This window comes from Paenibacillus xylanilyticus (assembly GCF_047246825.1).
Taxonomy (GTDB): domain Bacteria; phylum Bacillota; class Bacilli; order Paenibacillales; family Paenibacillaceae; genus Paenibacillus; species Paenibacillus xylanilyticus_B.
Genome location: NZ_JBFOLB010000006.1, coordinates 200,191 through 226,345, shown reverse-complemented (window position 1 = coordinate 226,345; position 26,155 = coordinate 200,191). Strand labels below are relative to the sequence as shown.

The following is a 26,155-nucleotide window of genomic DNA, read 5'->3' as shown; positions in this document are numbered from 1 at the left end:
TGGCGTCACCGTTTTTTGTATGGTTATTCGTATACTGTTCCTGCGTCTAGCATTGAAAGCAGCCTGTTCGTGTCAGTCCGTTATCTCTGAGTCCTACCAGTAATCAGTCATCCCTGACTAATCAATTACATCGTGTGAGATAGAACCAGCGCACCGTACGCAAATGCAATGACAATTAAAATAGCAGGATGCAGTTTGGTCTTGGTCATCACCCATAACGAAATCCCGGCGATGATTAATGTCTGCCAGATCCCGATGGAAGCGGTAGATACTTGGCCGAATTCCCAAGTGAGCAGAATCATGAGCACCGCGATGACCGGCTGCACAAGCAGCGTCATACCTTTCACTTTAGGTGAAGTACGATACTTGTTCAACAGGCGAAGCAGCATAATCAGCGCGGCTGCCGAAGGTACAATTGTGGCAAAACTGGCGATAACCGCCCCGAACCAGCCGGCCACCTGATAACCGACAAATGCGGCAATCTTGGTTGCGATCGGACCTGGAAGAGCATTACCGATGGCGAGCACATCACCGAATTGTTCTGTGGTCATCCATTTATAATGGTTGACCACTTCTTCCTGCATTAACGGGATGGAGGCAGGACCACCTCCGTATCCCAATATATTCGCTACGAAAAATCCCCAAAACAACTCCCACCACGTCTGAAGCATCGTTTAGGACACCTCCTTGTCGGAGCTGCGCTTGGACTTGAAGCGCTGAACCAGATCCAGGTGAAATACCCCGTAGCCAAGAAAGACGGCTACTACAATTCCGGGATGAATATTCAAGAGCTGCAATAGAACAAACGCGATGACGCCAAACAGGACGGCAAAGGTTTTACCCAGTCCGGACCATGCCTTTTTGGCAAATTCATAAGCCATCATTCCCAACATCACAAAGATCACTGGGCGGACGGCCGCCACCATGCCTGCAACGATCTTCGACTCACGCAGCGCGTACATGGAGCCGAGCAGAGCGATGATGGCAATACTTGTTGGCAAAATGTGTGCAAGTACAGAAGCGATGGCGCCGAGCACGCCTTTGGTTTTATAACCGAGATAAGCGGCCATCTTGGTGGCAATAGGTCCTGGCAAAGCGTTGGCAATCGCCAAAATCTCGCCAAATTCCTCATCACTCACCCATTGATAACGCGTGACGGCTTCATAGCGGATCAACGGAATAACCGAAGGACCGCCGCCATAACCCAATATCCCGGTTCGCACCATACCCGTAACAAGACCGATGTAATCTTTCCAACCCATGCTGTTTTCCTCCTACAGTCTCATGCCCATTCGGCTTTTATATCGTTTTAACAACAACTGAGATTCAACCTTCACGATACCAGGCATCTTATAGAGCTTCTCCAGCAGAAACTGCTCCATCTCTTCCATGTCTGCAAAAATGCCGTGCATATGCAGCGTACTTGGACCTGTCATATGATAGAGGCTTGTCACTGCCGGTTCTTCGTCCAGCTTCTCGGCCACTTCGTCCAGGAAGGGCGGCTCCACATCCACATTGAAAAAAGCGGAGACCTGAAGTCCGACCTTACCGGGGTTAATCACCACCGTGAATCGTTCGATAATGCCTTTTTCGGTTAGAGCATTGATACGAGCCTGTACGGCCACACGGGACAAACCGATCTGCGTACCCAGATCCGTGTAGGAGATCCGGCTGTTCTGGTGCAGAGCGGCTATAATTTTCCGATCGATCGCGTCCAGATTGTACATTTGCGGGATTTCTCCTCCTTTGGAGGAGCGTTTTTCTGACATGATGGACCATCCTTTTCGTTCTGTATATGGAATATAAAATGTAACCCTTCAAAAATACAATTTGCATGCAGCATTCATATTTTAATGACGAATCGTAATTGGAGTCAACATATTTATCCATCATATTGAATTTATCCGATTATGAGCTTTCATTTTGTCATTTGTACCAAAAGTAAACCCAAAAAAGCCGCTCTTGGAATAAATCCATGAGCAGCTTTTTTCTCTCCACTGTGGGCAAGGGCCCACATTCGAACCGGTCTAAACACTTCTGGGCAGATGAAACGTAATGCTTGTACCTTCACCAGGCTCGGAAGATAACGTCAGCGTTCCTCCTGCACCACGAGCACGTTCTTCCATACTGAACAATCCGACGCCGTGACCTGCGGTTTGCACATTGAATCCGGCACCTTGATCCGCAATAGTTACAACCGTGCCTTCCTGTGAATCTTCCACTGTTACCTGTGCTTCGGCGACATCGGCATACTTGGCGACATTCGTGAGGGCTTCCTGAATAATTCGGTACATGGCAATCTCACGGTTCATTTCCAGCCGTCTGCGCAGGTTGCATCTCAGATCCACTTCAATGCCGTAGTGGCGGGTATAATTCTCAATATAAGTACGGATGGCTGGAACGACACCAAGGTCATCGAGTACGGAAGGTCTGAGTTCCCAGGCCATGCCCCGTACATCTTCCATAATCCCGGTAACCTGCTTACGCAATGCTTCCACACCGGAATGGGGCTTGTCAGCCAGGAGCTGATCCATCTGAATCACGAGTGAGAAGAGACTCTGTCCGATTCCGTCATGCAGCTCACGGGAAATTCGGCGGCGTTCCTCTTCCTGAATATTCATGACCTGGGTCATCATCGTCTGCAACTCGCCTTCCACCCGTTTCAGCTTCGTCACTTCACTGCGGACAGCCAAATATTGATAAGGTTCCCCGTCATTGTCGAGAAAAGGCACAATCGTCGTATTCACCCAATAGTGGCTGCCATCCTTCGCCCGGTTACGAATTTCCCCGTTCCAGACTCGTCCCGAAGAGATGGTTTCCCAGAGGTTTTTCATAAACGTTTTGCCATGATATCCGGAATTGATGATCCGATGGTCCTGACCAATCAGTTCCTCTCGTTGATATTGTGAAATTTCGCAAAATTTATCGTTCACGTACTGGATTTTTCCTTTGCGATCTGTGAGGGCTACGATGGAGGACTCATCCAGTGCAAATTTCAGATCACTAAGCTGGTGCAGTGAACCCTTCAGTCTGCTGCGAAATTCGTCATCGGTGATGTGGTTGTCCAGCTCATCCAGCAGCTGTAGTACAGGCTGCTCCGCAAGTCCGCTAAGTCTGTTTTCGCGTGCACTACTCAAAGTTTAACAGCCCCTTTTTCATGGCAAACTTGACCAGTTCAGGTCTGGTCCGCAGTCCCAGTTTCTCCATCAGGTTGCTTTTGTGGGATTCGACCGTTTTGACACTGATGACCAGATGCTCGGCAATTTCCTTGTTGGCGTAACCCTTCGCAATCCAGGACAGGATTTCTTTTTCACGCTCGGAGAGGGTGTCATATGGCCCGGCGTTTTCCTGTTTGGATTTGTCCAGGTATTCACTCATCAGCCGTTTGGTGGCACTGGGATACAGGTAGGCACTGCCATCTGCTACGGAGCGGATAGCTGCTAGCAGCTCCTCGTGTGGTGCGCTCTTGAGAATATACCCTGAAGCTCCGGCATGGATCGCTCGGAACAGATACTCTTCATCGTCATGCATGGTCAAAATGAGAATGGCCACGTCCGGCATCAACTTTTTCAATTCGGCGGTAGCGGTTAACCCGTCTTTGCCTGGCGGCATGCTAAAATCCATCAATACAACATCCGGCTTCAATTCCTGTGCCTTGGCAATGGCTTCGTCGCCATCTGCTGCATCGCCCACGATCCGGATTTCATTCTTGCCGTCCAGCAGGGCAATCAGCCCGGAACGTACAACGACATGATCGTCGACAACCAATAGTTGAATCACTAGTTTTCCCCCTGTCCGCTTGCTTGGTTCTATCTTCATGATACCAAAAAAAGCCACCCAGAGGTTTAATCTCTGAATAGCTTTTCTTCCTTCTGTGCTTCCAAGGGGCTTATCCGTAAAGAGTAGGCTCCAACGGTTTGGGCTGCCAGCTCCGCTTGCCGGATGATGTCCGTTGAGAACGTGCAAGGCTGTCTGCTGCCAACAAGCAGCACCGCATCAGGTACGCTGCCATCGTGAAACACAGGTACGGCTATTGCACATAGCAGCTTCTCCGCGATCATCAGCGGACAACGGCCCGGCATATGGCTGCCAGTGGACTGTTGATCGGCTAGGGACGTGCGGCCTGTCCGAAGAGCTGTACCCACAAGGTCTTGTCCGGGACGCATTTCCATGCGTGTTACGCGTTGGTTGGTTGCACCGGAGGTATATTTCCAGCGCAGCATGGACCCGGACAGACAGGCAAGTCCGCAAAAATCGGCGGATGTGTTCAGGCGCAGATTGTTGATCATCTCCTGAATGCCGGACGGCAGTTCATCGTGCATGAGAGACACTTCCTTTTTGGAATGATACCGTTAGCTTAGACGCGGTGAAATGCATATCGTTAACCTTTGACCAAGGTGCCCTGAAATATAGAAATTTGTATGTTAGTTCTATTGTAGTCCCATTCGTGCGGGTTGTAATTCAGGGAATCCCCCGATTTCGGTCTTGCAATTTACTGATCTTGGTTAACAGACGGCCCTCAATCCTTATGCAGCAAGAACTTTACTACATGACAACATGAGTATGTCATCATAGGATGTGACTTATCTCACAGCAAATTCAGGGAATTTATCGGCCAGGTTCAGGTAATCCCCCGATAACGTTTATGCCGGTTTCGCGATAAGATAGATTCATAAGGAAACACGAGGGGGACGAACAAATGGGTACGGTATTTACAGAAAGAACAACCCAAGCGACAGAACGGGAACAGGCGGAGGGAAGCAAAATGACACGGGAGACAGGCGGAATACTTTCGTTCGTAACAGCTGAACAGTGGGCCTGGATTGAGGCCAAAATGCAGCCCAAACGGGTGAAGTCGGGGTATAGTCTCTTTCTGGAAGGTGATGAAGCCGGATATCTGTACTACATTCGTTCGGGGCGCGTGAAAATGACCAAATCGACGGAGGACGGCAAGGAAATCATTCTCTCGATTCAGCAAAAAGGGGATCTCATTGGGGAGTTCGGCGGTATTGGCGGGCTGAATCATAGCTATAGTGCCGAGATGACGGAAAAAGGCGAACTTGCGATTATCTCGCTGAGCGATCTGGAGAGTGTGCTTAGCAAACATGGGGACCTTGCTCTGAAGTTTCTGCAGTGGATGGCACTTTCACAGCGGATTACCCAATCGCGTTTCCGGGATCTGCTGCTCTATGGGAAGGCCGGTGCTCTGGCTTCGACACTGATCCGCGCCAGCAACTCGTACGGCAAGGTCACTCCTGATGGTATTGTACTGGAGATGAAATTGAATCATACGGAGCTTGCGGAGATGATTGGAGCTACACGGGAGAGTGTGACACGGATGCTGGGAGCATGGAAAGAGCAGGGTACCCTAGACACACTGGAGGGCAGATTGGTAATCCGGGATCTGGCTGCCTTGCGCTGCATGTGTGGATGTCCTACATTCCCGACCTGTCCAGCAGAGTTATGCCGGCTGTAGTCTTCACTAGAGCTTTTGGATCCACAGATTATCTTCTTTGGCGATTGGGGTCGTTACGGAGATGAAAAAAAGCTGATGTTCGGTGGTTAACCGACATCAGCTTTTTTTAGTTCTCTAACCTTGATGAACTAGGCTCGCATATTCCCTGGCGAGGATCGAATAGACCAATGAATCGTGGAATTCTCCCTTGTAAAACCAGTGCTCCCGCATCATTCCTTCATACTGCATGCCGATCTTCTGCATCACTTTCTCCGATGCCTTGTTGTTCGGACGACATTTGGCATAGATCCGATGCACACCGAGTGTGTTAAAACCCAAACCGAGCAATGCCAGGCTCGCTTCGGCAGCGTAGCCTCTCCCCTGATATTGTGGATTCATCACATAACCCATTTCCGCATTGGTGCCTTCCGTGTATATGCCTACGCTGCCTACCAGCGTTCCATCTGTTTTTAGGCAGACAGCAAGGTCGAATTGGTTTCTTGGCTCTTCCTGTTGTGTTAGCAAAACCTGTTCAATGTAAGTCGTTGTATCTTGTTCCGTGTTGGGTCCCCAAGCCGTATACCTGGTCACTTCAGGTGATACAGTGTACGTATGTATACTTTCCCAGTCGTCCATGCGGATCTCTCGCAAGATCAGTCGTTCGGTCTCCGCTAACATGACTTTCACTCCCCCAGTTCCATGATTAAGTCCATTCTACCTGTATCCAGATCACGATTGAAACAAAAAAATAACCCATGATAGATTCAGGTCTGAATCTGTCATGAGCCATTTTAACAACGATATGTTATTGTGGTTGTTTACATTGAACGGCAGGATAAGTATAAGCCAGCTTGCGAATGATTTCTTTTTGCCACTTCGTATCACCCAGGGTTGTTGCCAGGTTCAGAAGATCCAGATAATCGTCGAGCTGCAGTGATGCTTTTTGCAGAGTTGTATTCATATGATGTTCGTTCCCCTTTAGCTATATGATCGGTAATTCATGTAAAGTTGATTGAAATGAAATGAGAGACAAGCTCAAGAATGATAATCATTATCACGTATAAGTTTATTATGCTATGAATTCAACCAAAAATCAATGCCGAGTCACGGATTTACCTTATTTTTTTTCGAAAAAAGGCCCATCCATAACAGATATGGAATGTACACACCCAGATAAGCAGACGGATAAAGGAACCAGCCATTCAGCAAAAAATGATGAATTTCAGTGGTAAAGGTGGTCATATGTGCATTTGTGGCATACACGTCTCCGGCAATGACCGTGGCTGCACTATAGAAACAGAGGAGAGCCAGGACATGAAAAAGCCGTTCCACCATCCGGGAACGAAGAGCCAGAAATACCATAACCAGAGGGATGATGATCAGCAGCAGCAAAAATATGAACTTCATGGTATGTGTTCTCCCTTATCATGTTTTTGGTAAATAGTATGGGCAGGTTCGTAATGCAGCAAACTTTTTTCAAAAATTTTACATAAACAAAGAGGAATTCATCATATGAAAGATTAAATTAAAGTGGACAACCCATTATAAGGTAAATCTGAGGAGGAGAAGGAGAACATGAAGAAGGCATTATGGCAGCACTGGATCGGGGCATTCCTGGTCTTCATGATGATGACAACTGCATTGCTCGGGCCGGGTTCACAGAGTCCGGTACAGGCTGCAGCAGCACCACTTACCGTATCTCAGGCCATTGCTGCTCAGAGCGGTGGAGGAACAGCGACTGTCGAAGGTTATATTGTTGGTCATGCCACCGGTTCGCTTACAGCCAAGTTTACATCTCCTTACGCCAATGATTTTAACTTCCTGATTGCGGACTCCCCTTCAGAGAAGGCAAACGCTAAATTATTGGATGTGCAAGTTTCCTCATCATTCCGCTCGCAATATGGACTGGCTACCAATCCGGGTCTCGTAGGCAAGAAGGTCATCGTAACCGGATCACTTGGTGCTTACAACAGTTATGCAGGACTCAAAAACCCAACTTCCATCTCACTTTCTTCCGGGACAACAAACCCTGACCCTGATCCTGAACCAAACCCAGGCACGACACTGCCGGATGGCACAGGCAAAAAAGTATTGTTCGACAACAGCCATGCCCAAACCGCCGGAGCTGCGGACTGGATCATTGATGGAGCATTTTCGGACTTTGCAAATGGTTTGCGAAACGCAGGCTTTGCCGTGGATCAGCTGGAACGCAGCATCCCGTATACATTCGGTGAGCAGGCCATCACCTATAATAAATTAAAAGATTATGATGTCTTCGTCATTGGCGAAGCCAACGTACCATTCAAAGCGACAGAGCAGGCTGCACTGCTGCAATACGTACAGAATGGCGGCAGCGTGTTCTTCATCTCCGATCACTATAATGCAGACCGCAATAAAAACCGCTGGGACTCCTCCGAAGTATTTAATGGATACCGTCGCGGGGCATTCCTGAACCCGGCTAAGGGCATGTCTTCGGCAGAAGCCGAATCCCCAGCCATGCAGGGGGTTACCAGCTCGGACTGGCTGGCAACAAACTTCGGCATCCGTTTCCGCTACAACGCACTTGGTGATGTAAATGCCACAGATATCGTTGCTCCGTCACAGTCATTTGGAATTACAGGTGGGGTGAATGCAGTAGCAATGCACGCAGGATCCACGGTGGCTATTATTGATCCAAACAAGGCCAAAGGATTGGTCTATGTGCCAAGCGGTGTGTCCAAATGGGGCAACGCGGTCGATCAGGGCGTATACAATGGCGGCGGACGTGCAGAAGGTGCATATGCAGCCATAGCCAAGGTAGGTGCAGGCAAGGCAGCATTCATTGGTGATTCCTCTCCTGTGGAAGACGCGACTCCAAAGTATTTGCGTGAAGAGACGGGTGCTTCCAAAAAGACCTACGACGGATTCAAAGAGGCTGATGATGCCACGTTCCTCGTCAATACCGTAAAATGGCTCGCGGTAAAAGAAAGCTATACCAGCCTGTCACAGGTGTCTGGTCTGACATTGGACACACCGACAAGCCTGCTTGCCATTGAAGCCCCGGCTGCTTCCACAGAACCGCAGCTTGAGCCATGGTCTGCTCCGGCTGCAGGGTACAAATGGTATGATCCAGCTACGTTCAAGAAAGGATCCTATGGCGCAGTTACTCCATAATCTGACGCCTTCTGACCATTTTTCTTATTAGGCAAAATGCTGGTGTGAGTAAGGATAATTGGATTGAAGCCTGTTTGTAACGGTAACGTTGCAGGCAGGCTTTTTCTGTGCACAGCATAGTGAACGGTGAATTTCTCTTGGTATAAATGAACATTGCTAGGGGAAACGTATAGGTTAACTATGTTGGCATACAGAACAGAAAGGGGAGGCTCCGAATGATGAACCGGCAAGCAGACTGTGATAGCTCGTCCATGAGACAGAGATTGAAGGAAGATCTGCATCGTGTAGCGGATCGGATGAATCTGACGTTATCCCGTTTTGACAATGACAGTGTCTGTCTGCTGGGGCAGTTCGCCGAGATTCGGACCGAGATCAAGCAGATTGAGGTACTTGCTTCTTCTTTTTATCTGGATTGTTACCTGTCTCCCTTCACCGAGAAGTTTGCTGAGCTGACCGCTAGTGTACAGCATCTGTCCGATCGAAGATATGGTGCTCTTATTGTCATTGAACGTGAGGTGCCTCTTGAACCCATTATTCATTCGGGCGTTGCTATTGATGCAAGAGTTACCCATGCACTGCTTGAATCACTATTTATTCCGGGTGCGCCTCTGCATGATGGAGCTGTTCTGATCCGCGGCAACCAGATCGTCTCTGCAGGCAATGTCCTTCCACTGTCACAGGCTGTAGCAGGGGAACTTAAAATCGGAACTCGTCATCGGGCCGCACTGGGGCTGAGTGAACTGACGGATGCCGTTGTGCTCGTGGTTTCCGAGGAGACGGGACAGGCATCTTTTGCCGTGGACGGGGATTTGCATCCAATCAATGTGGTCGAGACGCTCCATTAATGCTGTTCGAAAATGAACGATTTTTGCCTTTTTCCCTGTGAAGAGAGAAAGGTTTATTGGAGTTCGCTTACTGGATTTATGCAAAATGCCACTCTTACATAGTGATGTGATTTTGCACATTCTTGGCTTATCTAGGTACAATAGAGGATGGCAAAGATACAGAAACCTTGCGAATTACCCGCAAAAATGGTTGGAGGAGACGGTTAAACATGAGTTGGTTTGATGTAATGGAACACCATGATTATGAGGAACTGGTCCTATGTCAGGACAAAGCTTCCGGGTTAAAGGCGATTATCGCCATTCACGATACAACACTTGGCCCTGCACTGGGCGGCACTCGGATGTGGACGTATGCTTCGGAAGAGGCGGCCATCGAAGACGCACTGCGCCTTTCGCGGGGGATGACATATAAAAATGCCGTATCCGGCTTAAATTTTGGCGGCGGTAAAGCCGTTATTATTGGCGATCCGCGCCGTGACAAGAACGAGGCCATGTTCCGTGCATTCGGAAGATATATTCAAGGTCTGAACGGACGTTATGTAACCGCAGAAGACGTGGGAACTTCGGAAGAAGACATGAACCTGATCTATCAGGAGACCGATTATGTAACAGGCATATCCCCAAGCTACGGTTCGTCGGGGAACCCGTCTCCAGCAACAGCATGGGGAGTATATAGGGGAATGAAGGCGGCAGCCAAAGAAGCATTCGGCACGGATCTGCTGGAAGGCAAAACGGTCGCTGTTCAAGGCGTCGGCAACGTGGCCATGAGTCTGTGCAAATATTTGTATGAGGAAGGTGCCCGCTTGATTGTGACGGATATTCACAAGGATTCCGTGAAGCAGGCAGTGGATCGCTTTGGTGCAACGGCTGTTGATCCAGCAGACATTACGGGCGTGGAATGTGACATCTATGCACCGTGCGCCCTTGGTGGAACGATTAATGATGATACGCTTAAAACACTCAAAGCCAAAGTGGTCGCAGGATGTGCCAACAACCAGCTGCTGGAGACCCGTCATGGTGACAAACTGCATGAGATGGGCATCGTATACGCTCCGGACTATGTGATTAATGCGGGCGGAGTCATCAACATTGCGGACGAATTGAATGGGTACAATGCAGAGCGTGCGTGGAGCAAGATCGGAGAGATCTACGCCAGTTTGGAGAAAATCTTCGAAACGTCCCGAACCGAAGGCATCGCCACTTATATTGCCGCAGACCGTCTGGCCGAACGCCGGATTGAGCTGATGAAGAATACACGAAGCACCTTTCTGCAACAAGGTCATCACGCACTGAGTGCCCGGAGATTGCGCGGGTAACTCAGTGATTATCCTGAATTTAGGCAAGTGATATAGCTCCTTAACAGAAACATCAAGAGAGGCAGGCATCGCAAATGGGATGCCTGCCTCTCTTGATAAATGCACAGCTGTTACGGAATTACTTTTGCTGCTGCGCTTGGTCTTTGAATCCGCCTTTATAAGTGGTCGTTGGTGCCTTGACCTTATCAATTAACAGAATGCCATCGTATTGTTCTGCAGGGATAAAGTTCATCGACATCGGATGAATCACTTCATCCACCATGCCATCCTCGGCAGCGAAGACCGGGCGGGACAACCAGGCTGCAGCATTTGTAGCGTCTTTGGCTTCGGAAAGATCAATATATGTATTACGATAACCAGACTTCATCAGCGTATACTCCAGGCTGCCACGAGGCATGGGAGAAATATCAAACGTTTTGCCTGTGGAGATCTCGCTCGCTTGCCCTTCGTTCATATAGAGTCCAATCACATACATGTTGTCCTGTAGTTTTTCATGCATAATTTCGCCCATGCTCTTGAAGCTGGATTGCCAAAGGCCGGAATTTCCATCGCTTTCTCCAATCGGGGGATTAAGGATGGTCGATGTGCTCTTGGCAAGGTGGTCATTATGAGCCCAGAGAATGAACTTTTTGTCCGGATACATCACGTCCATCAGCCATTCCAGATTATCCGCCATGGCACGATCGCGGAACTCGTAGCTCTCCCGTGTATCGTAGGCTGCCATCTCGATGAATTTGGTCCGGTCGTTCAGCACGCGAATCATCATGTCAGCTAGTTTCGGGTTGTCCGGGAATGACTTAACCAGCTCCGGTTTGTGTTCGTTGATCCATTGAATCAGTTTCTCATATTGCGGCACATAGGCATCCTTCACTTGATGGATAGCGGCTTTGAACTCCGGATTGTTATCGCTGTCGATTCCATACGTGTTAAGGACGGCGTACAGATCCGTGATGCCCTGCATTTCAAAAGCATAGAACTCTTTACCTCTTTCGGGGTCGATACTCCCAATCCAGTCACTGATAAATTGCGTTAAGTACCCGGTTGTGAACTGCATATCGTAACCGGCCAAAATCAGGGGGTGATCCGTTTTGCTCTGTTCCTGCACATACTCGTAGAGACCAAGCGTTTCCTGTGAGTGCCAGATGGGGAAAATGGAGAGCTCCATCATCTGGGCAGGTGTCAGATTCGCTCCTTGTTCATAAGCAACAGCTGCATCTCCCATGCCCGATTCAAAGGCAATAACGTCATAGCCCAGTTCTTCATGCAAAAATTTGATCATACGCGTTTTAATTTCGCTGTATTCGGCGACCCGATGAAAGTTTTCTCCAAGGCTGACCACTTTTTTGTCCTTCAGTAATGGCTTCAAGAAGGCCAGGTCACTATAATTATCCGATGTCAGGGATGTAATCTCATGGGCATGCTCCTGCACCCATTGTTCCTTGGCAATAGGTGAAGCTGCCGCTGAGGCGGTACCGGTAATCATCGCGACGGCCATGCCGAGTACGGCTGTTTTTTGAATAAGACGATGTTTCAGGTTCATATTAATTATCCTCCGTATGAATGATGAGTTGAAATCCATAACTCAAGGATAGTGGCCAATTCTAACGAAAGTATAACGTGGACATTAAAATGTAATGCATTTCTGATTCAGCAGCTTCACGAATTGATCCAGCGCACTGCTGACATACCGATCCTCCCCGCGAACAAAGGTGGTTGTAGTGTGGGTGAACTGTTCGGCCAGATCGTGTACGGAGTACACTTCCGGCTTTTTGTGAATCACACTGCAAGGCATAATCGTATAAGCAATCCCGGACTCCACACAGCTGAGCAGGTTCTCCATGGTACTGACCTCGATCATATTGCGGGCAGACAGCCCTTCTTCCTCCAAAAACATTTCCGTAATTTCACGATAGGGACAGCCCAGAGGGAAAACCACCCATGAAACCTGGCACAGGCTCTCTGCGGGGGTTTCCATTCGTTTAGAAATAATGTGTACCGTATCCTGCATTTCGTATTCCACTTTCAACCCTTCTTTAACACAGGCGCCGCTGATGAACGCACCATCAATCTCATACGCCTGTATTTTTTGACGCAGCACTTTGGGCGAAGTGGCGTTCACCAGTGAGATGGAAACCTTCGGATACGTGATCTGGTATTCGTTCAGTATCTCCATGAAGCGGCTTGATGCAGCCGTCTCCACAATCCCGATTTTCAGTGTGCCTGAAGGCTCCCCGGGATCCATCATATCCTGTTCCAGATCATGCAGCAGGTTACGGATGCGAGCGGCATATGCAATAAACTGCTCTCCTTTGGCAGTGGGAACCACACCCTTGGAAAACCGATTGAAGAGCTGTACCTGGTATTCCTGCTCCAGCTTTTTGATGCGGGTGGTGACATTGGACTGGGCATAGTTTAATTCTTTGGCGGCTTGCGAGATTTTGCCTGACCGTCCGACTGCGAGAATGATATCGATATCTGATAATTCCATACGTATTCCTCCTGATTGCGGGATTTCTCCGAAAAGCCAAATTGAAGTCCTTATGATATCTCTCACAGAGATACTTCCATATATTCTAATCATTTTACGATATGCCTGAGCCATTCTACAATATCCCTAATTACGATGAGAGAAGGGATAGCATGAACAATCTTATAAAATTACTCAACCCGGTTACGATCAACCAATGGAACCTTAAGAACCGAATCGTGATGGCTCCGTTAACGAGAGGGTTTGCGAATGATGAGGATGGCACAGTAACAGAAGAGATGGTGGCATACTATGAGCAGCGTGCCCGGGATGGTGTGGGATTGATCATTACGGAGGGAGTTAACCCCAACCTGGCGGGTAAAGGAACCTATGGCATACCTGGACTGTATACGGAAGCACAGACCGTTTCATGGAAAAAGGTTACGGAAGCCGTCCATAGACATGGAGGTACGATCATAGCGCAGCTGTGGCATGTCGGCAGATTGTCCCACTCCGATCTCATCGGAGGAACGCCGCAGGCACCTTCAAGCATTCAGGCCGAGGGCAAGGTGCATAAATTGCACAAGCCATATCAGGTTCCCGAAGCGATGTCCATACAGGATATTCAGGATACGATCCAGCATTTTCAGAATGCTGCCCGCAATGCGGTGCTGGCCGGATTTGACGGGATTGAGCTGCATGCAGCGCATGGATATCTGATGGATCAATTTATCAACGAGAAGACGAATCATCGAACAGACGAATATGGAGGCGGGATCCAGGAGAGATTACGTTTTTTGAAAGAGATCATTCTGGCGGTAAAAAAAGAAATCAGCGTGGATCGCATTTCAATCCGATTTTCCGAGAAAAAAGACGATGATCCATCCTTTGCTTGGACAGACAAGGCGGCCATGATTGATGCTTATCTTAACCTGTTCCGTGAGACGGGCATTACGATTCTACATCCTTCAACCGACCGCTATACAACAGCCTGGGCAGGAGAGAAGACCTTTCATGAAGTGATCAGGCAACAGTGGGAGCATACGATTATCGGGGTGGGGAATCTGGATGCTCGAGCGGCAGAGGAAGCCCTGAATGAGGGGATCATTCATCTCGCTGCGTTTGGCCGGCCCTTTATTGCCAATTCCGATCTGGTGCACAGATTGCATGCAGGTGAGCCGCTGGTGGAGTACGATGTGAACAAGCATTTGCCTGTTCTGATATGAAAAAATAATGAAAGGGCAGCTCTAATCCTCGGGATTAGGCTGCCCTTCTATATTGAGTGATGCAGTTATGAGTTGCTGACAACGCTGGTTTTCTTTTCCGTAAAGTAATAGCCAAGCGCCAGCAGCGGCATGATCAGGCCGATCAGTGTCGTCAGACTCCAGCCTCCCGATGCGTAGGACCAGCTTCCAAGCGATGAGCCAATGGCCCCCCCGATAAAGAAGATCGACATAAAAATTCCGTTTACCCGTCCTCTCGCTTCATTCGCCAGGGAGTAGATGATGCGCTGTCCCAGAACAAGATTGCCGGAGACTGCCATGTCGAGAGTTATGGCGACAATGACCAGCAGCACAAGAGAAGCGGTAGAGTGCCCCTGGAATACATAGGCAAGACCGAAGGAGAGAGCGGCAATCACCATGGCAACTCCGGTTAGTATCCGGGTCAAGCCTTTATCTGCCCATCTACCTGCGATAGGCGCCGCAATGGCTCCACCTACACCAGCCAGGGCAAACCAGGCAATTCCCTGCTGGGTCATGCCAAAATCATTAGCGAGCCGCAAAGGCACGGTCGTCCAGAACAGACTGAAGGCACCAAACAAGCTGGCTTGGTACAGTGCCCGGCGACGCAGCATGGGCAAGGTTTTCAGCAGGGTGCCCAGTGAAACAATAAGCTGACCATATTTCATTGCAGGGTGAGGCTGACGTACAGGAAGAGCACGTGACAGGAGCAGGGCTAGCAATGCAATGACAATGGCAGAGAAAATGAAGACAGCCTGCCAACCGAATGCATCTGTAATGAAGCTTGCGATGGGGCGAGCCAACATGATTCCCAGAAGAAGCCCGCTCATGACATTGCCTACCACCTGCCCACGCTGTTCTTCCGAAGTCAGGTAAGTGGCGTAGGGAACGAGAATCTGGGCAACGACGGAACCTATGCCGATCACCAAAGACGCCGTCAGAAATAATAAAGCATGAGTGGAGAACGCAGCTGCAGCCAAGGCAACTACTAGTAATATCAGAAAGGAAGTTACGAGCCGCCGGTTCTCCATAATGTCACTGATGGGTACGATAAACAGCAATCCGATGACATACCCAATCTGGGTTAGCGTTACAATCAATCCTGCAGCAGCAGACGATAATCCTGTTGTTACACTAATCGGGCCGATTACAGTTTGAGCATAATACAAATTTGCCACAATAAGTCCACAAGCCGCTGCCAAAAGGAAAATCAGCCAACTCGGAATCTGTTTTGCCTTCGTATCGTGTTTCATGTTCATCATTATCTCCTCCACATGGTATTAGAATAGTTTCATTATGGGTCAAGCAGCTTGAATCATTAATTTCTAAACGTTTCGTTTACTAATTACAAACATATAATAAACGATACGTTTAGTATTGTAAATAGGCATCAATATTTTATTCTGAGTAAGTAACCATTGCGAGAAGGCGAAACTGTTTATGTAGTGGGCATTTTAGTATAATGAACGTATCGTTTTTAAGAAAATTTGATGGTGATGGTTAGATCAAGGAGGGGTTCAGATGACAGCCAAAAGAGGACGTCCCCGCAACATGGAAACCCAGAATGCCATTCTTGCAGCCGCCTATGAGCTGCTGCTGGAACATGGTTTTGCAGCGATTACGGTTGAAAAGATAGCGGAGCGTGCTCAAGTGAGCAAAGCGACGATATACAAATGGTGGCCCAACAAAGGGGCTGTCATTATGGACGGTTACATGTCTGCCATGACAGCAAGATTGCCTGTTCCGGATACAGGATCGGTATTTGAAGATGTACGCATTCATGCGAGCAATATGATTCAATTTTTGACAAGTCTGGACGGTAAGGCTATTACTGAGATCATTGGAGAAGGACAGTCAGATCCAGGTCTTGCAGTAGAATATCGGACCAGATACATTCAGCCTCGCCGGCGTGAAGCTTGGGGAATTATAGAGAAAGGTGTAACGCGAGGTGAATTAAAAAGTGATTTGGACATTGGCTTGTGCATCGATCTCGTTTACGGGCCGGTTTTTTATCGCATGTTGGTGACTGGCGAACCGATGGATAGTGAGTTTGTAGAGAGACTTTTGAATTCTCTGTTTGCAGGGATTAAATCCACTTAAATAAAAGAAAAGAACGTCGAATAAGGGAGGAACAGGGTGATTCTCACGAATCACCCTGAATTTGATATGTGTATCTGAGTGAGGACTTATATCTGGAATGTAGGGGAGATGGCTGAGGGCCATGTGGCGGAAGAATGGGAGGCAGGGGAAGGCATTTGCCGGCTTAATACCGGGGGATCATTCCATACCGAATTCGGTAATTCACGTCGTAATACGGGCGCTACGTCCTGGGCAAAGCGCTCAACCTGCTCTAGCTGCTCGCTATGACTGAGTCCATCTACGCTGATGCTGAGCACCTGATGTCCAAAAGCGGCATGGTAATCCATGATTTTCTCAATAACCTGTTCAGGACTACCAATGAGCACAGGGCCGCGCGCGATGTTATCCTCCAGGTCTGTGAAGGGTGACTGGTTGTGCTGGGCGGCAGCGGTTGCGTGAAAAGCATTATAATAAGGCGTATAGCGACGAATCGCTTCCTCACGTGTATTCGCAAGGTACAGGCTCCCCGCTCCGGAACCGATCACCGCACGATTCGCATCATGACCATAATAATCAAGACGTTCCCGATAGTGGTCAATCAACGCTTTGTATTTTGCCTGTGGGTGAAAAGAATTCGAGGAGAAGAGTGGTTCGCCGTATTTCGCTGCCAGCTCGGTGGAGAGGGTACTCGATGCGCTGCCATGCCAGATCGGAATGGATTGTTGGAGAGGGCGCGGCCAAGTGGTAACATCGTGGAGAGGCGGGCGATACGTTCCCTGCCAGGTTACATTCTCCTCCGTCCACAGGCGCTTTAGCAGCTCATAGCGTTCACCAAGTGAATCCCACTGTTCCTCCTCACGAATGCCAAACAACGGATAGTGCCGAGGGTCATTGCCTTTTCCGATGATCATCTCCAGCCGCCCACCGGATAATTGATCTAGTGTTGCATAATCTTCGGCAACCCGAACCGGATCCAACACGCTGAGCACAGTGACGGTTGTTAGCAAACGAATGCGGGAGGTAGCAGCAGCTACAGCGGTCAGTACAACAGGCGGCGAGGATGAAAGAAAAGGCGCTCCATGCCGTTCCCCAATTCCATATGCATCGAAGCCCAAACGCTCGGCCAGTCTGGCTTGTTCCAGAATGTTATGGAATTTCTGTTGTGCGGTCAGTGCTTCACCGGTTACCGCATTGGGGAGGTTCATCATGAGGCTAAACAAGGCAAATTTCATCTGACCTTCTCCTTGAAAGGGATTGGCAAATCTGTTTTGTTTAATTCTATGGAAATAGTAGGATATTATTAGTTGAACTTACTGTAACATGTCCGTTTCTATTCTTCTAATGGATTTTTTCTATAAGAAGGAATATATTCAACAAAAATGTCTAAATGTGAAGGAAATTGCCACGATTGTTATTGACCGCTGTAAAATTTAGGATTAAAATTGTGCATATCATATAAATTCAAATTTCTGGATTTTTCATTGTGGAGGTGGGAGACATGGAACCTACAACTACGATACGCTCAAATATTGAGGATTACATCAGGAAACAAGGGTATACCCTACAATACTTTGCTGATATATCGGGGGTTAATGCCGGGACTTTAAGTGCGATTATCAAAGGGACACGGCCGATCGCCATGGCTCAATTGGACCTCATCACCCAGGGCATGAAGCTGGAGGAGGGCCACTTCTACGAAATATATGGTGCTGAATGTTTTGTGGAATCTGCGCCGCACTGGCGAAGGTTGGAGCCGTTCCTGCTGCGCTGTGCCGAGCTGGACAAGCTGGACTGTATACAGAGGGTGATTCAGCAAGTGACGGATGATCGCTCTTATGTTTCCGAATTGTTTGAGCTGGCCGAGTCCATGTTTGAACGCGGACAGAAGAAGGCTGCGCGGATGTTGTACGAATGTGTTGCCGAGTGCGAGAAGTACCAGCACTCCGAACGTCTGGCGTTGTGCCAGTATCGTATCTTCACCTTGTCTCTGGGCCAGGACCAGCATGAGAATCTTAGAGCAGCCGTTCACTTCGAGCCGTATATTAACCGGCTGGACGAAGAGCGACAGCTGGATGCAATCAAGGATCTGGCGAATACATACTCCGCTCTCCGCTATTGGGACAAGTTGTTCACACTGGCTGATGAATTGGGTCGTAAAGCGGAAATTATACAAACTTACACCAAGAAGAATGTAGATAAAGCAAGCAGGGTAACTTCATATCCGTTATTTGTGTACAAAGCCTATTCAAGCCTGCTCAAGGCAACTGCAAGTGAAAGGCTAGGCAAGTATGAAGAAGCTTTACGTTATACAAAGGCATACGCAGACTTAATTAAAATTATAGAACCTGATGATGAGGATATTTTTTATATTATTAAATTCAAAGGTTGGGAAGAAGCAAATACGTATCTCTATCATTTATTAATGGGAGATAAAAATGTTCTGCCAGCCTATGTCGATTTTATTGAAAGAAATCAAAAAGAGTTATTACCTGCCTTGGTCAACATCATGGAGGCAGCGAACAAGTATGATATGGACGTGGATGAGGTTCTTGATAAATTTGGTGTTCAAATGACATCGGTAGATACCTTAATTCAAGGTTATAGTAAACAAGTCAAATTGGATCTTTATATAACTTTTTTAGTTGAATTGTCCATATATCACCTTGCTCGTGGTAGATACGAGGAAGGCATGAAACAACTTATGGAATGTTTAGCTTCTGCTATAAAGATAAATAATCAATCTGATATTATTCATTGTGTGGCTCTATATGAGAAGTATAGGAATAAGGCAAGTAAGGAAATTGAAAGTCAATATCATTCATTAATGACGGAGGTAGAAAATTATTATGAAAAAAAAGAATATCCTGTATATAGTCTTGCTTAGTTTCTTTCTCATTACCCTTCCCCTGGAAGGCTCAGTAACAAATACATCTCCTATGCATACACTTTCCTCTCAACATGGAACAGGAGATTTGTAAATAATAGTGTGTTATTAAAAGATTTCATTAAAAACAGTGCGGTTCCTAAATTTAGGGCGCGCTGTTTTTATTATAGTAGTGATGATTGACCATTGTAAAATACAGGATTAAAAATTACATTTATTATGCATGGTCATATCATTAAGAAGTTTGGATTGTTGGGGGTGAGATATTTGCAACTTGCACCTACGATACGCTCGCATATAGAAAATCATATCAAGGTTAAGGGGTACAAACTTCAACAATTTTCTAGTATCTGTGGAGTTAATGTTGGTACGATGAGTGCCATACTTAAAGGAAGCAGACCTATAGCCATGAATCAATTGGATCAAATTACTTCTGGTATGGGACTTGAAAAGGGATACTTCTATGAGATGTACTGCGTGGAATGTTTTGTGGAAACTGCCCCACATTGGAGACGCTTGGAACCTTTTTTATATCGGTGCGCCGATCTAAACAAGCTGGATTGTATTAAAAAGGTTGTGGTCCAGGTAACAGATGATCGATCTTATACTTCAGAATTGTTTGAAATGGCTGAGAAGATCTATAACGAAGAGATGAATGAAGCAGCGCTAATTTTGTATGAATGCGTGGCAGACAGTGAGAAATATCAGCACTCCGAACGGTTGGCTTTATGTCAGTACCGCATTTTTTCAATCAATAAATCCATGAGCAAATTCGATAATCTAAGCGCTGCAGTTCACATGGAACCTTACGTAGATAAGTTGGATGAGGAAATACAACTGGATGCAATTAAAGACTTGGCCAATATATACCTCACAATGCACCTCTGGGATAAGGTTTATTATCTGGCTGATGAGCTGGAAAGAAAAGTTGATTTTCAGCTTAGTCTTCAATCTCGAAGACGAAAAAGCAGACAAAGAATTGCGTTTTATCCCTTATTTACGTACAAAGCATATGCAAACTTACTGAAGGCAGGTGTGTGTGAAGCTCGCCAAGATTATGAAAAAGCTTTAGAATACACCGATATTTATGAACGAGTCATTGAAATTCCAAACCCAACTGAAGAAGAGCAAGAATTAATAGAACGTTTTCAGAGTTGGGCTAAGGGGAATCGATATTTATATCAAATGTTGTTAGGAAATCATAAGGTGCTTGAATCTTATCTGGATTATCTCAATGATCATCCTCAGGAGATTTTAACTGCCTTCGTGACTATTGTACAAGCAGCTAATCAACACGCACTAGATATCGATTTTGCGTTGGAGAGATTCGATCCCTACATTAAACAATTCAATACAGAGGAATATGTAAAAGGGACATATACTGATCAGGTGATGAATCATAGGTATATACGCTTTTACTATGAACTTGCGAAATATAGGCTCAGCCAACAAAAGTACAAACAAGGAATGGAGACTTTACTCATCAGTTTGAAGCTCTCATCTGCCAGTGATGATGACTTAATGTCTATTAGATCTATTGATTTATATGGAAAGTTCAGAAATCAAGCCAGTGATTCGCAGGAAAAACAGTATAGTTTGCTAATGGATAGTCTAAGCACCCAACATTTTGGAGTATGAGACTTATAATCAGATTCAGGGGAAATCGTTGTGCATCCAGCTTTTTTCATTACTTGCGTATTGGTCAATTTGCATCTATTTCCAGAACATTTTCTTGTGATAACTTCCCCTAAAATATGTTGAAAAAGGGGTGCATGGCATGAAAGAAGTAGAATGGCACAAGGAACATATCGAACTGAACAGACAAGAGCTGCGTCGCTTGGTGCAAAATCATGGCATGCAGCACCATAAAGTTCTTCTTCAATCCAGAATACTGGACGAACTAATTAATAACCATTACAAAATGAATGCTGTTAGTAAGTGTGAAACTCTCTAAGAAAATTTTTTGAGTAATGAATTAAATGCGTTCAGGGATACGATATGTGGACAGTTATATTTTTTTTCGATCTACATATTGATGGTTTTGAGTTTGTTAGAGAACTGATGCAAAATGCTTGATTATGAAAGAATAACTATGTAAATAAACTTTTTAATTTGCAAAGGAAAAAAATATGAATTTTTTGGCAATCTATCCTAAAATGGTCTACAAAGAGGGGGGTGCATGCTATGAAAGGACCAAGTCAGGTTGTAGACCAGATTGAACGGAACAGGCAAGAATTAAGTCGTTTGGCGGAGCATCATGGCATGCAAGACTACAAAGTCCTTCAACAATCCATGGTACTGGACGAACTGATCAATGAATATAACCGTTTCAAATATAGAAAACAACAACAATATATGAACAGACAGCCGATTGCATAATGCAATCGGCTTTTTAGTTGGAGAAAACGACACAGTGCTATACCATCCATCTACTGGATAAAGGGCTTCCCCTTTTGATTGACCAGATTCGTTTATAAAACAGTCGACTGTCAGCGATACAGTCGGCTGTTTTTGTTTTTGAGGAGGTGAGGATTTCATCTTGAAATTCCATACTAATCCCGATGTTGGCAGGATAGCCCTCCATCGTTGAAACTGGATAAGATAAACGCCAATTATATCCAGTGACTTTCGAAGGTGATTCTTGAATGACGGGAGAGGGAGGGATCCGTTGAATGGACAAAGCACAAGGTTATTCAAAAAGAAACATGAACCTGCGCACCAAGCTGCTGGTGTTGTTTTTGGTACTGACTTTGCTTCCGCTAAGTTTGCAGGGATTGGTCAACTATCACCATTTTTCACAGACGATTGACCGCAAAACCGAGCAGTTCACCATTGATATTATCCGCCAGATTAACACAAATCTGAATCGGCTGTTGAAGGATTTCGAGCGTATATCGCTCCTGCCGCTCTATGATCAGACCGTGCTGGGTATTCTGGGGAAATACAACGCGCCAATGGGAACAGCCAACTGGGCAAGGTCCGACGATTACTTGAAGATGAAGCTCTATACTTCGGGTCAAGCCTATGATCGCCCTGAAATCCGCGGCATCCACCTGATCTCGAACAGTGGCATCCTGTTCTCCAATCTGGATTCATTGGCGGTGAAGCCGGTATGGGACAGTAGGCAGGATAATTGGTTTGCAGAGCTTGGCGGTTCAGAGGGGGAGTGGCGACTGCTCCCTCCGCATCATCCAAGTTATTACACAGGCAAGAATGAAGAAGCCTATATCTCCGTTGCTCGAGAGATCCGTGATCCAGGCACCCTCAAAAGGCTGGGATATATTCTGATTGATATCCGGCTGGACGCCTTCCGCCAGCTGTTATCCAATCTGAATTTTGAGGAAAATGCGAGTCTCATGATTGTGGACAGCAAGCAGCGCCTTGTGTTTGAGCGAACTTCAATCGGTGGACGGTCCGCATACAACCAACTGTTACAGCATGAACAACTTCAGGGTTATGCAGGAAACCAAAAGGTGGTACTGGATGGGAGTTCCTATCTGTATGTACAGCACCATTCAAATTATTCAGGGCTATCAGTAATTAGTCTTACACCCAGTTCTGTCATTCAGAAGGAATCAGGAGAAATGCTTACGTTCACGTTTGGGTTCGCTGTACTGTGCATGGCAGCAGTAGCCATTCTGGCAGCTCTTTTATCCTACCGAGTAACAAGGCCGTTAATTAGTTTGAAGCAGAATATGATTCGTGTGGAGCAGGGGGATTTTACCCAACGTGTGACGAGCTTCAGCAGTGATGAATTCGGACAGATCAGCCGGGGGTTTAACCGAATGATGGAAGAGATTCACCGCTTGTTTAACGAGGTTTTTCTACTCGGTATTCGGGAGAGGGAAGCAGAGCTGTCAGCATTGCAAAGCCAAATCCATCCTCATTTTATATACAATACGCTCGAGTCTATTAATATGATGGCCATCCGCAGGAAGCATGCAGAAGTGTCCCATATGGTGACGGCACTTGGCAAGTTGCTTCGTTATACGATTGATAAGGTGGATCGGATCGTCCTCCTGCAGGAGGAAATAGCTTTTGTACAATCTTATGTACGCATTCAACAGGTACGGTTTGACGGTAGGCTGCAGGTGATTTTTGAAATTGAAGAAGAGGTAATGAGCTGTCCAATCCCCAAATTAATTTTGCAGCCACTGGTGGAGAACGCAGTTTACCACGGAATTGAAGGGCAGGAGGATGGGGGAACGATTTGGATATCGGCCTTACAGTTTGATCAAGAATTGCTGCTTACCGTTCGAGATAATGGGAAAGGTCTGAGCCAAGAAGAAATTGATGAATGGAACGAGTCATTATCCCAGATACCCTCTAGCGAATCCCTGCGCTGTAACGCGGAAGACAACTTAGGGCTTACCAATATCGCACAGCGACTCCATCTTATTTATGGTCAAGCCGCCAGTTTGAGCGTCTACGGAAGTTTAGGGCATGGCTTGGCCGCAACTATTACGATACCGCTTCAGGAGAAAGGGGATAACGTGCATGTATAAAGTGCTGCTTGTGGAAGATGAAAAAGTCATCCTCGAAGGGTTACGGGAAATGATTAGCCAGACAGCTCCCCAATTTCGAGTTATGGGGACAGCTGCTGGCGGGACCGAGGCCCTTGAATTTTTGAGAAGTGATGTGCCTGATGTGCTGATTACGGATATTCGCATGCGTGAAATGGACGGACTGACCCTGGTATCCAAAGCAAGGGAGATGTACCCCGATCTGCTGATGGTCATTATTAGCGGCTATGGCGAGTTTGAGTACGCTCGCAGAGCGATGGAGTATGGTGTACTGAATTATCTGTTGAAGCCAGTGGGGCGCCAAGAATGGGTAACCGCGATCCGGAAAATTCAGCTGTTGCTGGACCGGAGATACGGCGTTTCTTCCAGCCAGACGATGGATACACCGGGGGAAGCAGAGTGTAGCAGTGGAGATACACGAAAGATCATTCGGGATGTAAAGGAATATATCAGGCTCCATCCTGATGGGGATTTGCGTCTGCAGAACATAGCGGCCCTTGTTCATCTGAACCCAACCTATCTGAGCCAACTCTTCAAAAATGAAACGGGAACAAATTACTCAGATTACGTCGCTGAGGCGCGCATGGAGCGGGCCAAGTGGCTGTTGGTCAACACTCAACTGAAAATCTATGATGTAGCCAGATTGTCCGGGCATCAGAGTCCCAAACACTTCATGCTGGTGTTCAAACAGCAGGTGGGCTGGACGGCAGGGGAATATCGTAACCGATTCAGCACGGATGAACAGCTGTAGCAGGTGCCTATCGTTTAAGTCCTTGAAAAACCATACCATTTCTGTAGCTGGCGTGATTTAGGAACAAGTTATTCTTTCGCTATACTTTGGTTGCACGTGTATGTCACTAAGCGTATAAGGGGGATTTCCATGAAAAAGGCAGGACTGACGTTGATGCTCGTATTCATCATTGTTGCATTAATTGGCTGTGCAGGTGCTGATTCCGGCAGTGATCCTGAGAATGCATCCGCAGGAGATGGAGAGATTGAACTGAAGTTCATGATGTGGGGAAATCAGGCGCATATGGACGTGTATAACAAGCTGATAGATAGCTTCACACAGGAAAATCCGGGTATCAAGGTGACGATGGAATCCGTACCCTTTGCGGAATACCAGCAAAAAATTTCTGTGCTTGCCGCTGGCGGCTCGCTTCCGGATATCGCCTGGGTCTCTGAGCGGATGGTTCCACAATTCAAATCCAATCACATTCTGGCAGACGTATCCGAATTCAAGGATGATGCAGGATTCAAGCTGAATGATTATATTTCTAGTACGCTGGATCTGTTTCGGGACGGTGATCAACTGCTTGGCTTGCCGTTCTCCACGCCTCCGGTGGTCATGTTCTACAACAAATCTCTGTTCGACAAGGCTGGCCTGACCGACCCTAACACACTTGCTGCACAAGGACAATGGACGTGGGAACGATTTGAAGAGACAGCCAAAACAATTACCAGCAAGGAAGCGACAAACCGAATCTACGGTGCCAACTTTTTTCGTGATTGGAAGACTTGGGCTGTTCTTTCCTCCTATTCCTGGTCCTATGGCAGCGGGCCTTTCGATGAGGAGATGAGTCAGTTCACCTGGAATGATCCGTATGGTGTGCAAACCTTTGATTTACTGGAACGCATGATGTTTACAGATGAATCGCATCCGAAGGCGGGTGAGCAGGTCAGCTTTGATGCGGGCAATGTGGGTATGTTCTTCGACAACTACAGTTATGTGTCCAAAGCAAGAGACATTACGGATTTCGAATGGAGTATCGCGCCGATGCCTTCAGGATCACAGGGTAGTGTGCCCATGCTGGGCCAAGCGGGATATGCCATGTTCAACGATAGCAAGCATCCGGAAGAAGCGAAGAAATTGCTGAAATTTTTCGCCAGTGAGCAGGGAATTCAGGCAACAGCAACTTACTTTGTCCCTCCGCGCACCTCTGTACTGAATTCGGATGCTTTCATTAACCAGCCGAATAATCCAAGCAAGGAACATATTGTTCAGGCAGTGATTGATGAAATGCCAAAAGCACGCTTGATACCGGGCCATATTCGCTGGCAAGATATCGATAATGCGGTGCTGCAAGGTTTCGATCGTTTATTCGCCCGTTTAGCCACATCTCAGGATAATTTGAAGCAGATGCAGGAAGAGATTCAGGGTCTGCTGCAATAATAAGTAATGGCATAAATAC

The 26,155-nt window shown here is 47.0% G+C and carries 26 protein-coding genes; 13 read left to right on the top strand and 13 right to left on the bottom strand.

The window, feature by feature from the left end; genetic code table 11:
• Positions 1-125: 125 nt before the first annotated feature.
• The 6 genes from AB3N00_RS26160 to AB3N00_RS26135 form a co-directional block, all read right to left on the bottom strand.
• Complete coding sequence (locus AB3N00_RS26160) at positions 126-671, bottom strand: chromate transporter (RefSeq protein ID WP_413037180.1); 546 nt, start codon at positions 669-671, stop codon at positions 126-128.
• Positions 672-674: 3 nt separating this feature from the next.
• Positions 675-1,262, bottom strand: a complete 588-nt coding sequence (locus AB3N00_RS26155; protein WP_413037179.1) for a chromate transporter — start codon at positions 1,260-1,262, stop codon at positions 675-677.
• Positions 1,263-1,274: 12 nt separating this feature from the next.
• On the bottom strand, positions 1,275-1,769 hold the full coding sequence (locus AB3N00_RS26150) for an Lrp/AsnC family transcriptional regulator (protein ID WP_413037178.1): 495 nt from the start codon (positions 1,767-1,769) through the stop codon (positions 1,275-1,277).
• A 258-nt stretch (positions 1,770-2,027) separates the two neighbouring features.
• Positions 2,028-3,137 (bottom strand): PAS domain S-box protein, encoded by a 1,110-nt coding sequence (locus AB3N00_RS26145; protein ID WP_413037177.1) that lies wholly within the window; start codon positions 3,135-3,137, stop codon positions 2,028-2,030.
• A complete protein-coding gene (locus AB3N00_RS26140; protein WP_175395905.1) occupies positions 3,130-3,780 on the bottom strand; it encodes a response regulator in 651 nt (216 codons plus the stop codon). The genes AB3N00_RS26145 and AB3N00_RS26140 overlap by 8 nt, the downstream gene beginning before the upstream one ends.
• Before the next feature lie 65 nt (positions 3,781-3,845).
• Entirely contained in the window at positions 3,846-4,322 is a 477-nt protein-coding gene (locus AB3N00_RS26135; RefSeq protein ID WP_413037176.1) for a GAF domain-containing protein, read from the bottom strand.
• 377 nt (positions 4,323-4,699) lie between these two features.
• Between AB3N00_RS26135 and AB3N00_RS26130 the strand changes: the two genes are divergently transcribed.
• Positions 4,700-5,476 carry a Crp/Fnr family transcriptional regulator gene (locus tag AB3N00_RS26130; protein WP_413037175.1) on the top strand — a complete coding sequence of 259 codons (777 nt, stop codon included), beginning with the start codon at positions 4,700-4,702 and terminating at the stop codon, positions 5,474-5,476.
• A 114-nt stretch (positions 5,477-5,590) separates the two neighbouring features.
• Here the strand turns inward: AB3N00_RS26130 and AB3N00_RS26125 are convergent, their stop codons facing one another.
• The 3 genes from AB3N00_RS26125 to AB3N00_RS26115 all read right to left on the bottom strand — a co-directional run bounded on the left by AB3N00_RS26125 (position 5,591) and on the right by AB3N00_RS26115 (position 6,862).
• Positions 5,591-6,133, bottom strand: coding sequence for a GNAT family N-acetyltransferase (locus AB3N00_RS26125; RefSeq protein WP_413037174.1), 543 nt, complete (start codon positions 6,131-6,133; stop codon positions 5,591-5,593).
• A gap of 127 nt (positions 6,134-6,260) precedes the next feature.
• A complete protein-coding gene (locus AB3N00_RS26120) occupies positions 6,261-6,416 on the bottom strand; it encodes a hypothetical protein (RefSeq protein ID WP_175395901.1) in 156 nt (51 codons plus the stop codon).
• A gap of 143 nt (positions 6,417-6,559) precedes the next feature.
• The gene (locus AB3N00_RS26115; RefSeq protein WP_413037173.1) at positions 6,560-6,862 is read right to left on the bottom strand and encodes a hypothetical protein; all 303 of its coding nucleotides are present in this window, start codon (positions 6,860-6,862) and stop codon (positions 6,560-6,562) included.
• Between the two features lie 216 nt (positions 6,863-7,078).
• Here AB3N00_RS26115 and AB3N00_RS26110 point away from each other — a divergent pair, with 216 nt between their 5' ends.
• From AB3N00_RS26110 to AB3N00_RS26100, 3 genes are all read left to right on the top strand, one after another.
• The gene (locus AB3N00_RS26110; RefSeq protein ID WP_413037219.1) at positions 7,079-8,608 is read left to right on the top strand and encodes a DUF6359 domain-containing protein; all 1,530 of its coding nucleotides are present in this window, start codon (positions 7,079-7,081) and stop codon (positions 8,606-8,608) included.
• A gap of 215 nt (positions 8,609-8,823) precedes the next feature.
• The gene (cdaS, locus tag AB3N00_RS26105; RefSeq protein WP_413037172.1) at positions 8,824-9,453 is read left to right on the top strand and encodes a sporulation-specific diadenylate cyclase CdaS; all 630 of its coding nucleotides are present in this window, start codon (positions 8,824-8,826) and stop codon (positions 9,451-9,453) included.
• Between the two features lie 209 nt (positions 9,454-9,662).
• Positions 9,663-10,769 (top strand): Glu/Leu/Phe/Val family dehydrogenase, encoded by a 1,107-nt coding sequence (locus AB3N00_RS26100; RefSeq protein ID WP_413037171.1) that lies wholly within the window; start codon positions 9,663-9,665, stop codon positions 10,767-10,769.
• Between the two features lie 118 nt (positions 10,770-10,887).
• On the opposite strand, the gene AB3N00_RS26095 is transcribed toward AB3N00_RS26100, so the two are convergent.
• Positions 10,888-12,309 (bottom strand): erythromycin esterase family protein, encoded by a 1,422-nt coding sequence (locus AB3N00_RS26095; protein ID WP_413037170.1) that lies wholly within the window; start codon positions 12,307-12,309, stop codon positions 10,888-10,890.
• An 84-nt stretch (positions 12,310-12,393) separates the two neighbouring features.
• Positions 12,394-13,257, bottom strand: coding sequence for a LysR family transcriptional regulator (locus AB3N00_RS26090; protein ID WP_413037169.1), 864 nt, complete (start codon positions 13,255-13,257; stop codon positions 12,394-12,396).
• Positions 13,258-13,409: 152 nt separating this feature from the next.
• On the opposite strand from AB3N00_RS26090, the gene AB3N00_RS26085 reads away from it, so the two are divergent.
• Entirely contained in the window at positions 13,410-14,462 is a 1,053-nt protein-coding gene (locus AB3N00_RS26085) for an alkene reductase (RefSeq protein ID WP_413037168.1), read from the top strand.
• Positions 14,463-14,527: 65 nt separating this feature from the next.
• On the opposite strand, the gene AB3N00_RS26080 is transcribed toward AB3N00_RS26085, so the two are convergent.
• A complete protein-coding gene (locus tag AB3N00_RS26080; protein WP_413037167.1) occupies positions 14,528-15,736 on the bottom strand; it encodes an MFS transporter in 1,209 nt (402 codons plus the stop codon).
• Between the two features lie 262 nt (positions 15,737-15,998).
• Here AB3N00_RS26080 and AB3N00_RS26075 point away from each other — a divergent pair, with 262 nt between their 5' ends.
• On the top strand, positions 15,999-16,577 hold the full coding sequence (locus AB3N00_RS26075) for a TetR/AcrR family transcriptional regulator (RefSeq protein ID WP_175395893.1): 579 nt from the start codon (positions 15,999-16,001) through the stop codon (positions 16,575-16,577).
• Between the two features lie 86 nt (positions 16,578-16,663).
• Here AB3N00_RS26075 and AB3N00_RS26070 read toward each other — a convergent pair whose 3' ends face one another.
• On the bottom strand, positions 16,664-17,788 hold the full coding sequence (locus tag AB3N00_RS26070; RefSeq protein WP_413037166.1) for an LLM class flavin-dependent oxidoreductase: 1,125 nt from the start codon (positions 17,786-17,788) through the stop codon (positions 16,664-16,666).
• Positions 17,789-18,054: 266 nt separating this feature from the next.
• Between AB3N00_RS26070 and AB3N00_RS26065 the strand changes: the two genes are divergently transcribed.
• The 7 genes from AB3N00_RS26065 to AB3N00_RS26035 all read left to right on the top strand — a co-directional run bounded on the left by AB3N00_RS26065 (position 18,055) and on the right by AB3N00_RS26035 (position 26,136).
• Positions 18,055-19,440, top strand: a complete 1,386-nt coding sequence (locus tag AB3N00_RS26065; protein ID WP_175395891.1) for a transcriptional regulator — start codon at positions 18,055-18,057, stop codon at positions 19,438-19,440.
• 267 nt (positions 19,441-19,707) lie between these two features.
• The gene (locus AB3N00_RS26060; protein WP_413037165.1) at positions 19,708-21,078 is read left to right on the top strand and encodes a transcriptional regulator; all 1,371 of its coding nucleotides are present in this window, start codon (positions 19,708-19,710) and stop codon (positions 21,076-21,078) included.
• A gap of 139 nt (positions 21,079-21,217) precedes the next feature.
• On the top strand, positions 21,218-21,394 hold the full coding sequence (locus AB3N00_RS26055; RefSeq protein ID WP_175395889.1) for an aspartyl-phosphate phosphatase Spo0E family protein: 177 nt from the start codon (positions 21,218-21,220) through the stop codon (positions 21,392-21,394).
• Positions 21,395-21,624: 230 nt separating this feature from the next.
• The gene (locus tag AB3N00_RS26050; RefSeq protein WP_413037164.1) at positions 21,625-21,819 is read left to right on the top strand and encodes a Spo0E family sporulation regulatory protein-aspartic acid phosphatase; all 195 of its coding nucleotides are present in this window, start codon (positions 21,625-21,627) and stop codon (positions 21,817-21,819) included.
• A gap of 293 nt (positions 21,820-22,112) precedes the next feature.
• Complete coding sequence (locus AB3N00_RS26045; protein WP_413037163.1) at positions 22,113-23,945, top strand: cache domain-containing sensor histidine kinase; 1,833 nt, start codon at positions 22,113-22,115, stop codon at positions 23,943-23,945.
• On the top strand, positions 23,938-24,714 hold the full coding sequence (locus AB3N00_RS26040) for a response regulator transcription factor (protein ID WP_413037162.1): 777 nt from the start codon (positions 23,938-23,940) through the stop codon (positions 24,712-24,714). The genes AB3N00_RS26045 and AB3N00_RS26040 overlap by 8 nt, the downstream gene beginning before the upstream one ends.
• Before the next feature lie 129 nt (positions 24,715-24,843).
• Positions 24,844-26,136 carry an ABC transporter substrate-binding protein gene (locus AB3N00_RS26035; RefSeq protein WP_413037161.1) on the top strand — a complete coding sequence of 431 codons (1,293 nt, stop codon included), beginning with the start codon at positions 24,844-24,846 and terminating at the stop codon, positions 26,134-26,136.
• The last annotated feature ends 19 nt before the right edge of the window (positions 26,137-26,155 follow it).

Excerpts from the sequence above, each read along its gene's own strand:
- AB3N00_RS26160 (WP_413037180.1), bottom strand. The coding sequence starts at position 671 with ATGCTTCAGACGTGGTGGGAGTTGTTTTGGGGATTTTTCGTAGCGAAT.
- AB3N00_RS26155 (WP_413037179.1), bottom strand. The coding sequence starts at position 1,262 with ATGGGTTGGAAAGATTACATCGGTCTTGTTACGGGTATGGTGCGAACC.
- AB3N00_RS26150 (WP_413037178.1), bottom strand. The coding sequence starts at position 1,769 with ATGTCAGAAAAACGCTCCTCCAAAGGAGGAGAAATCCCGCAAATGTAC.
- AB3N00_RS26135 (WP_413037176.1), bottom strand. The coding sequence starts at position 4,322 with ATGCACGATGAACTGCCGTCCGGCATTCAGGAGATGATCAACAATCTG.
- AB3N00_RS26130 (WP_413037175.1), top strand. The coding sequence starts at position 4,700 with ATGGGTACGGTATTTACAGAAAGAACAACCCAAGCGACAGAACGGGAA.
- AB3N00_RS26125 (WP_413037174.1), bottom strand. The coding sequence starts at position 6,133 with ATGTTAGCGGAGACCGAACGACTGATCTTGCGAGAGATCCGCATGGAC.
- AB3N00_RS26120 (WP_175395901.1), bottom strand. The coding sequence starts at position 6,416 with ATGAATACAACTCTGCAAAAAGCATCACTGCAGCTCGACGATTATCTG.
- AB3N00_RS26115 (WP_413037173.1), bottom strand. The coding sequence starts at position 6,862 with ATGAAGTTCATATTTTTGCTGCTGCTGATCATCATCCCTCTGGTTATG.
- AB3N00_RS26110 (WP_413037219.1), top strand. The coding sequence starts at position 7,079 with ATGATGATGACAACTGCATTGCTCGGGCCGGGTTCACAGAGTCCGGTA.
- cdaS (WP_413037172.1), top strand. The coding sequence starts at position 8,824 with ATGATGAACCGGCAAGCAGACTGTGATAGCTCGTCCATGAGACAGAGA.
- AB3N00_RS26100 (WP_413037171.1), top strand. The coding sequence starts at position 9,663 with ATGAGTTGGTTTGATGTAATGGAACACCATGATTATGAGGAACTGGTC.
- AB3N00_RS26095 (WP_413037170.1), bottom strand. The coding sequence starts at position 12,309 with ATGAACCTGAAACATCGTCTTATTCAAAAAACAGCCGTACTCGGCATG.
- AB3N00_RS26090 (WP_413037169.1), bottom strand. The coding sequence starts at position 13,257 with ATGGAATTATCAGATATCGATATCATTCTCGCAGTCGGACGGTCAGGC.
- AB3N00_RS26085 (WP_413037168.1), top strand. The coding sequence starts at position 13,410 with ATGAACAATCTTATAAAATTACTCAACCCGGTTACGATCAACCAATGG.
- AB3N00_RS26080 (WP_413037167.1), bottom strand. The coding sequence starts at position 15,736 with ATGAACATGAAACACGATACGAAGGCAAAACAGATTCCGAGTTGGCTG.
- AB3N00_RS26075 (WP_175395893.1), top strand. The coding sequence starts at position 15,999 with ATGACAGCCAAAAGAGGACGTCCCCGCAACATGGAAACCCAGAATGCC.
- AB3N00_RS26070 (WP_413037166.1), bottom strand. The coding sequence starts at position 17,788 with ATGAAATTTGCCTTGTTTAGCCTCATGATGAACCTCCCCAATGCGGTA.
- AB3N00_RS26065 (WP_175395891.1), top strand. The coding sequence starts at position 18,055 with ATGGAACCTACAACTACGATACGCTCAAATATTGAGGATTACATCAGG.
- AB3N00_RS26055 (WP_175395889.1), top strand. The coding sequence starts at position 21,218 with ATGAAAGAAGTAGAATGGCACAAGGAACATATCGAACTGAACAGACAA.
- AB3N00_RS26050 (WP_413037164.1), top strand. The coding sequence starts at position 21,625 with ATGAAAGGACCAAGTCAGGTTGTAGACCAGATTGAACGGAACAGGCAA.
- AB3N00_RS26045 (WP_413037163.1), top strand. The coding sequence starts at position 22,113 with ATGGACAAAGCACAAGGTTATTCAAAAAGAAACATGAACCTGCGCACC.
- AB3N00_RS26040 (WP_413037162.1), top strand. The coding sequence starts at position 23,938 with ATGTATAAAGTGCTGCTTGTGGAAGATGAAAAAGTCATCCTCGAAGGG.
- AB3N00_RS26035 (WP_413037161.1), top strand. The coding sequence starts at position 24,844 with ATGAAAAAGGCAGGACTGACGTTGATGCTCGTATTCATCATTGTTGCA.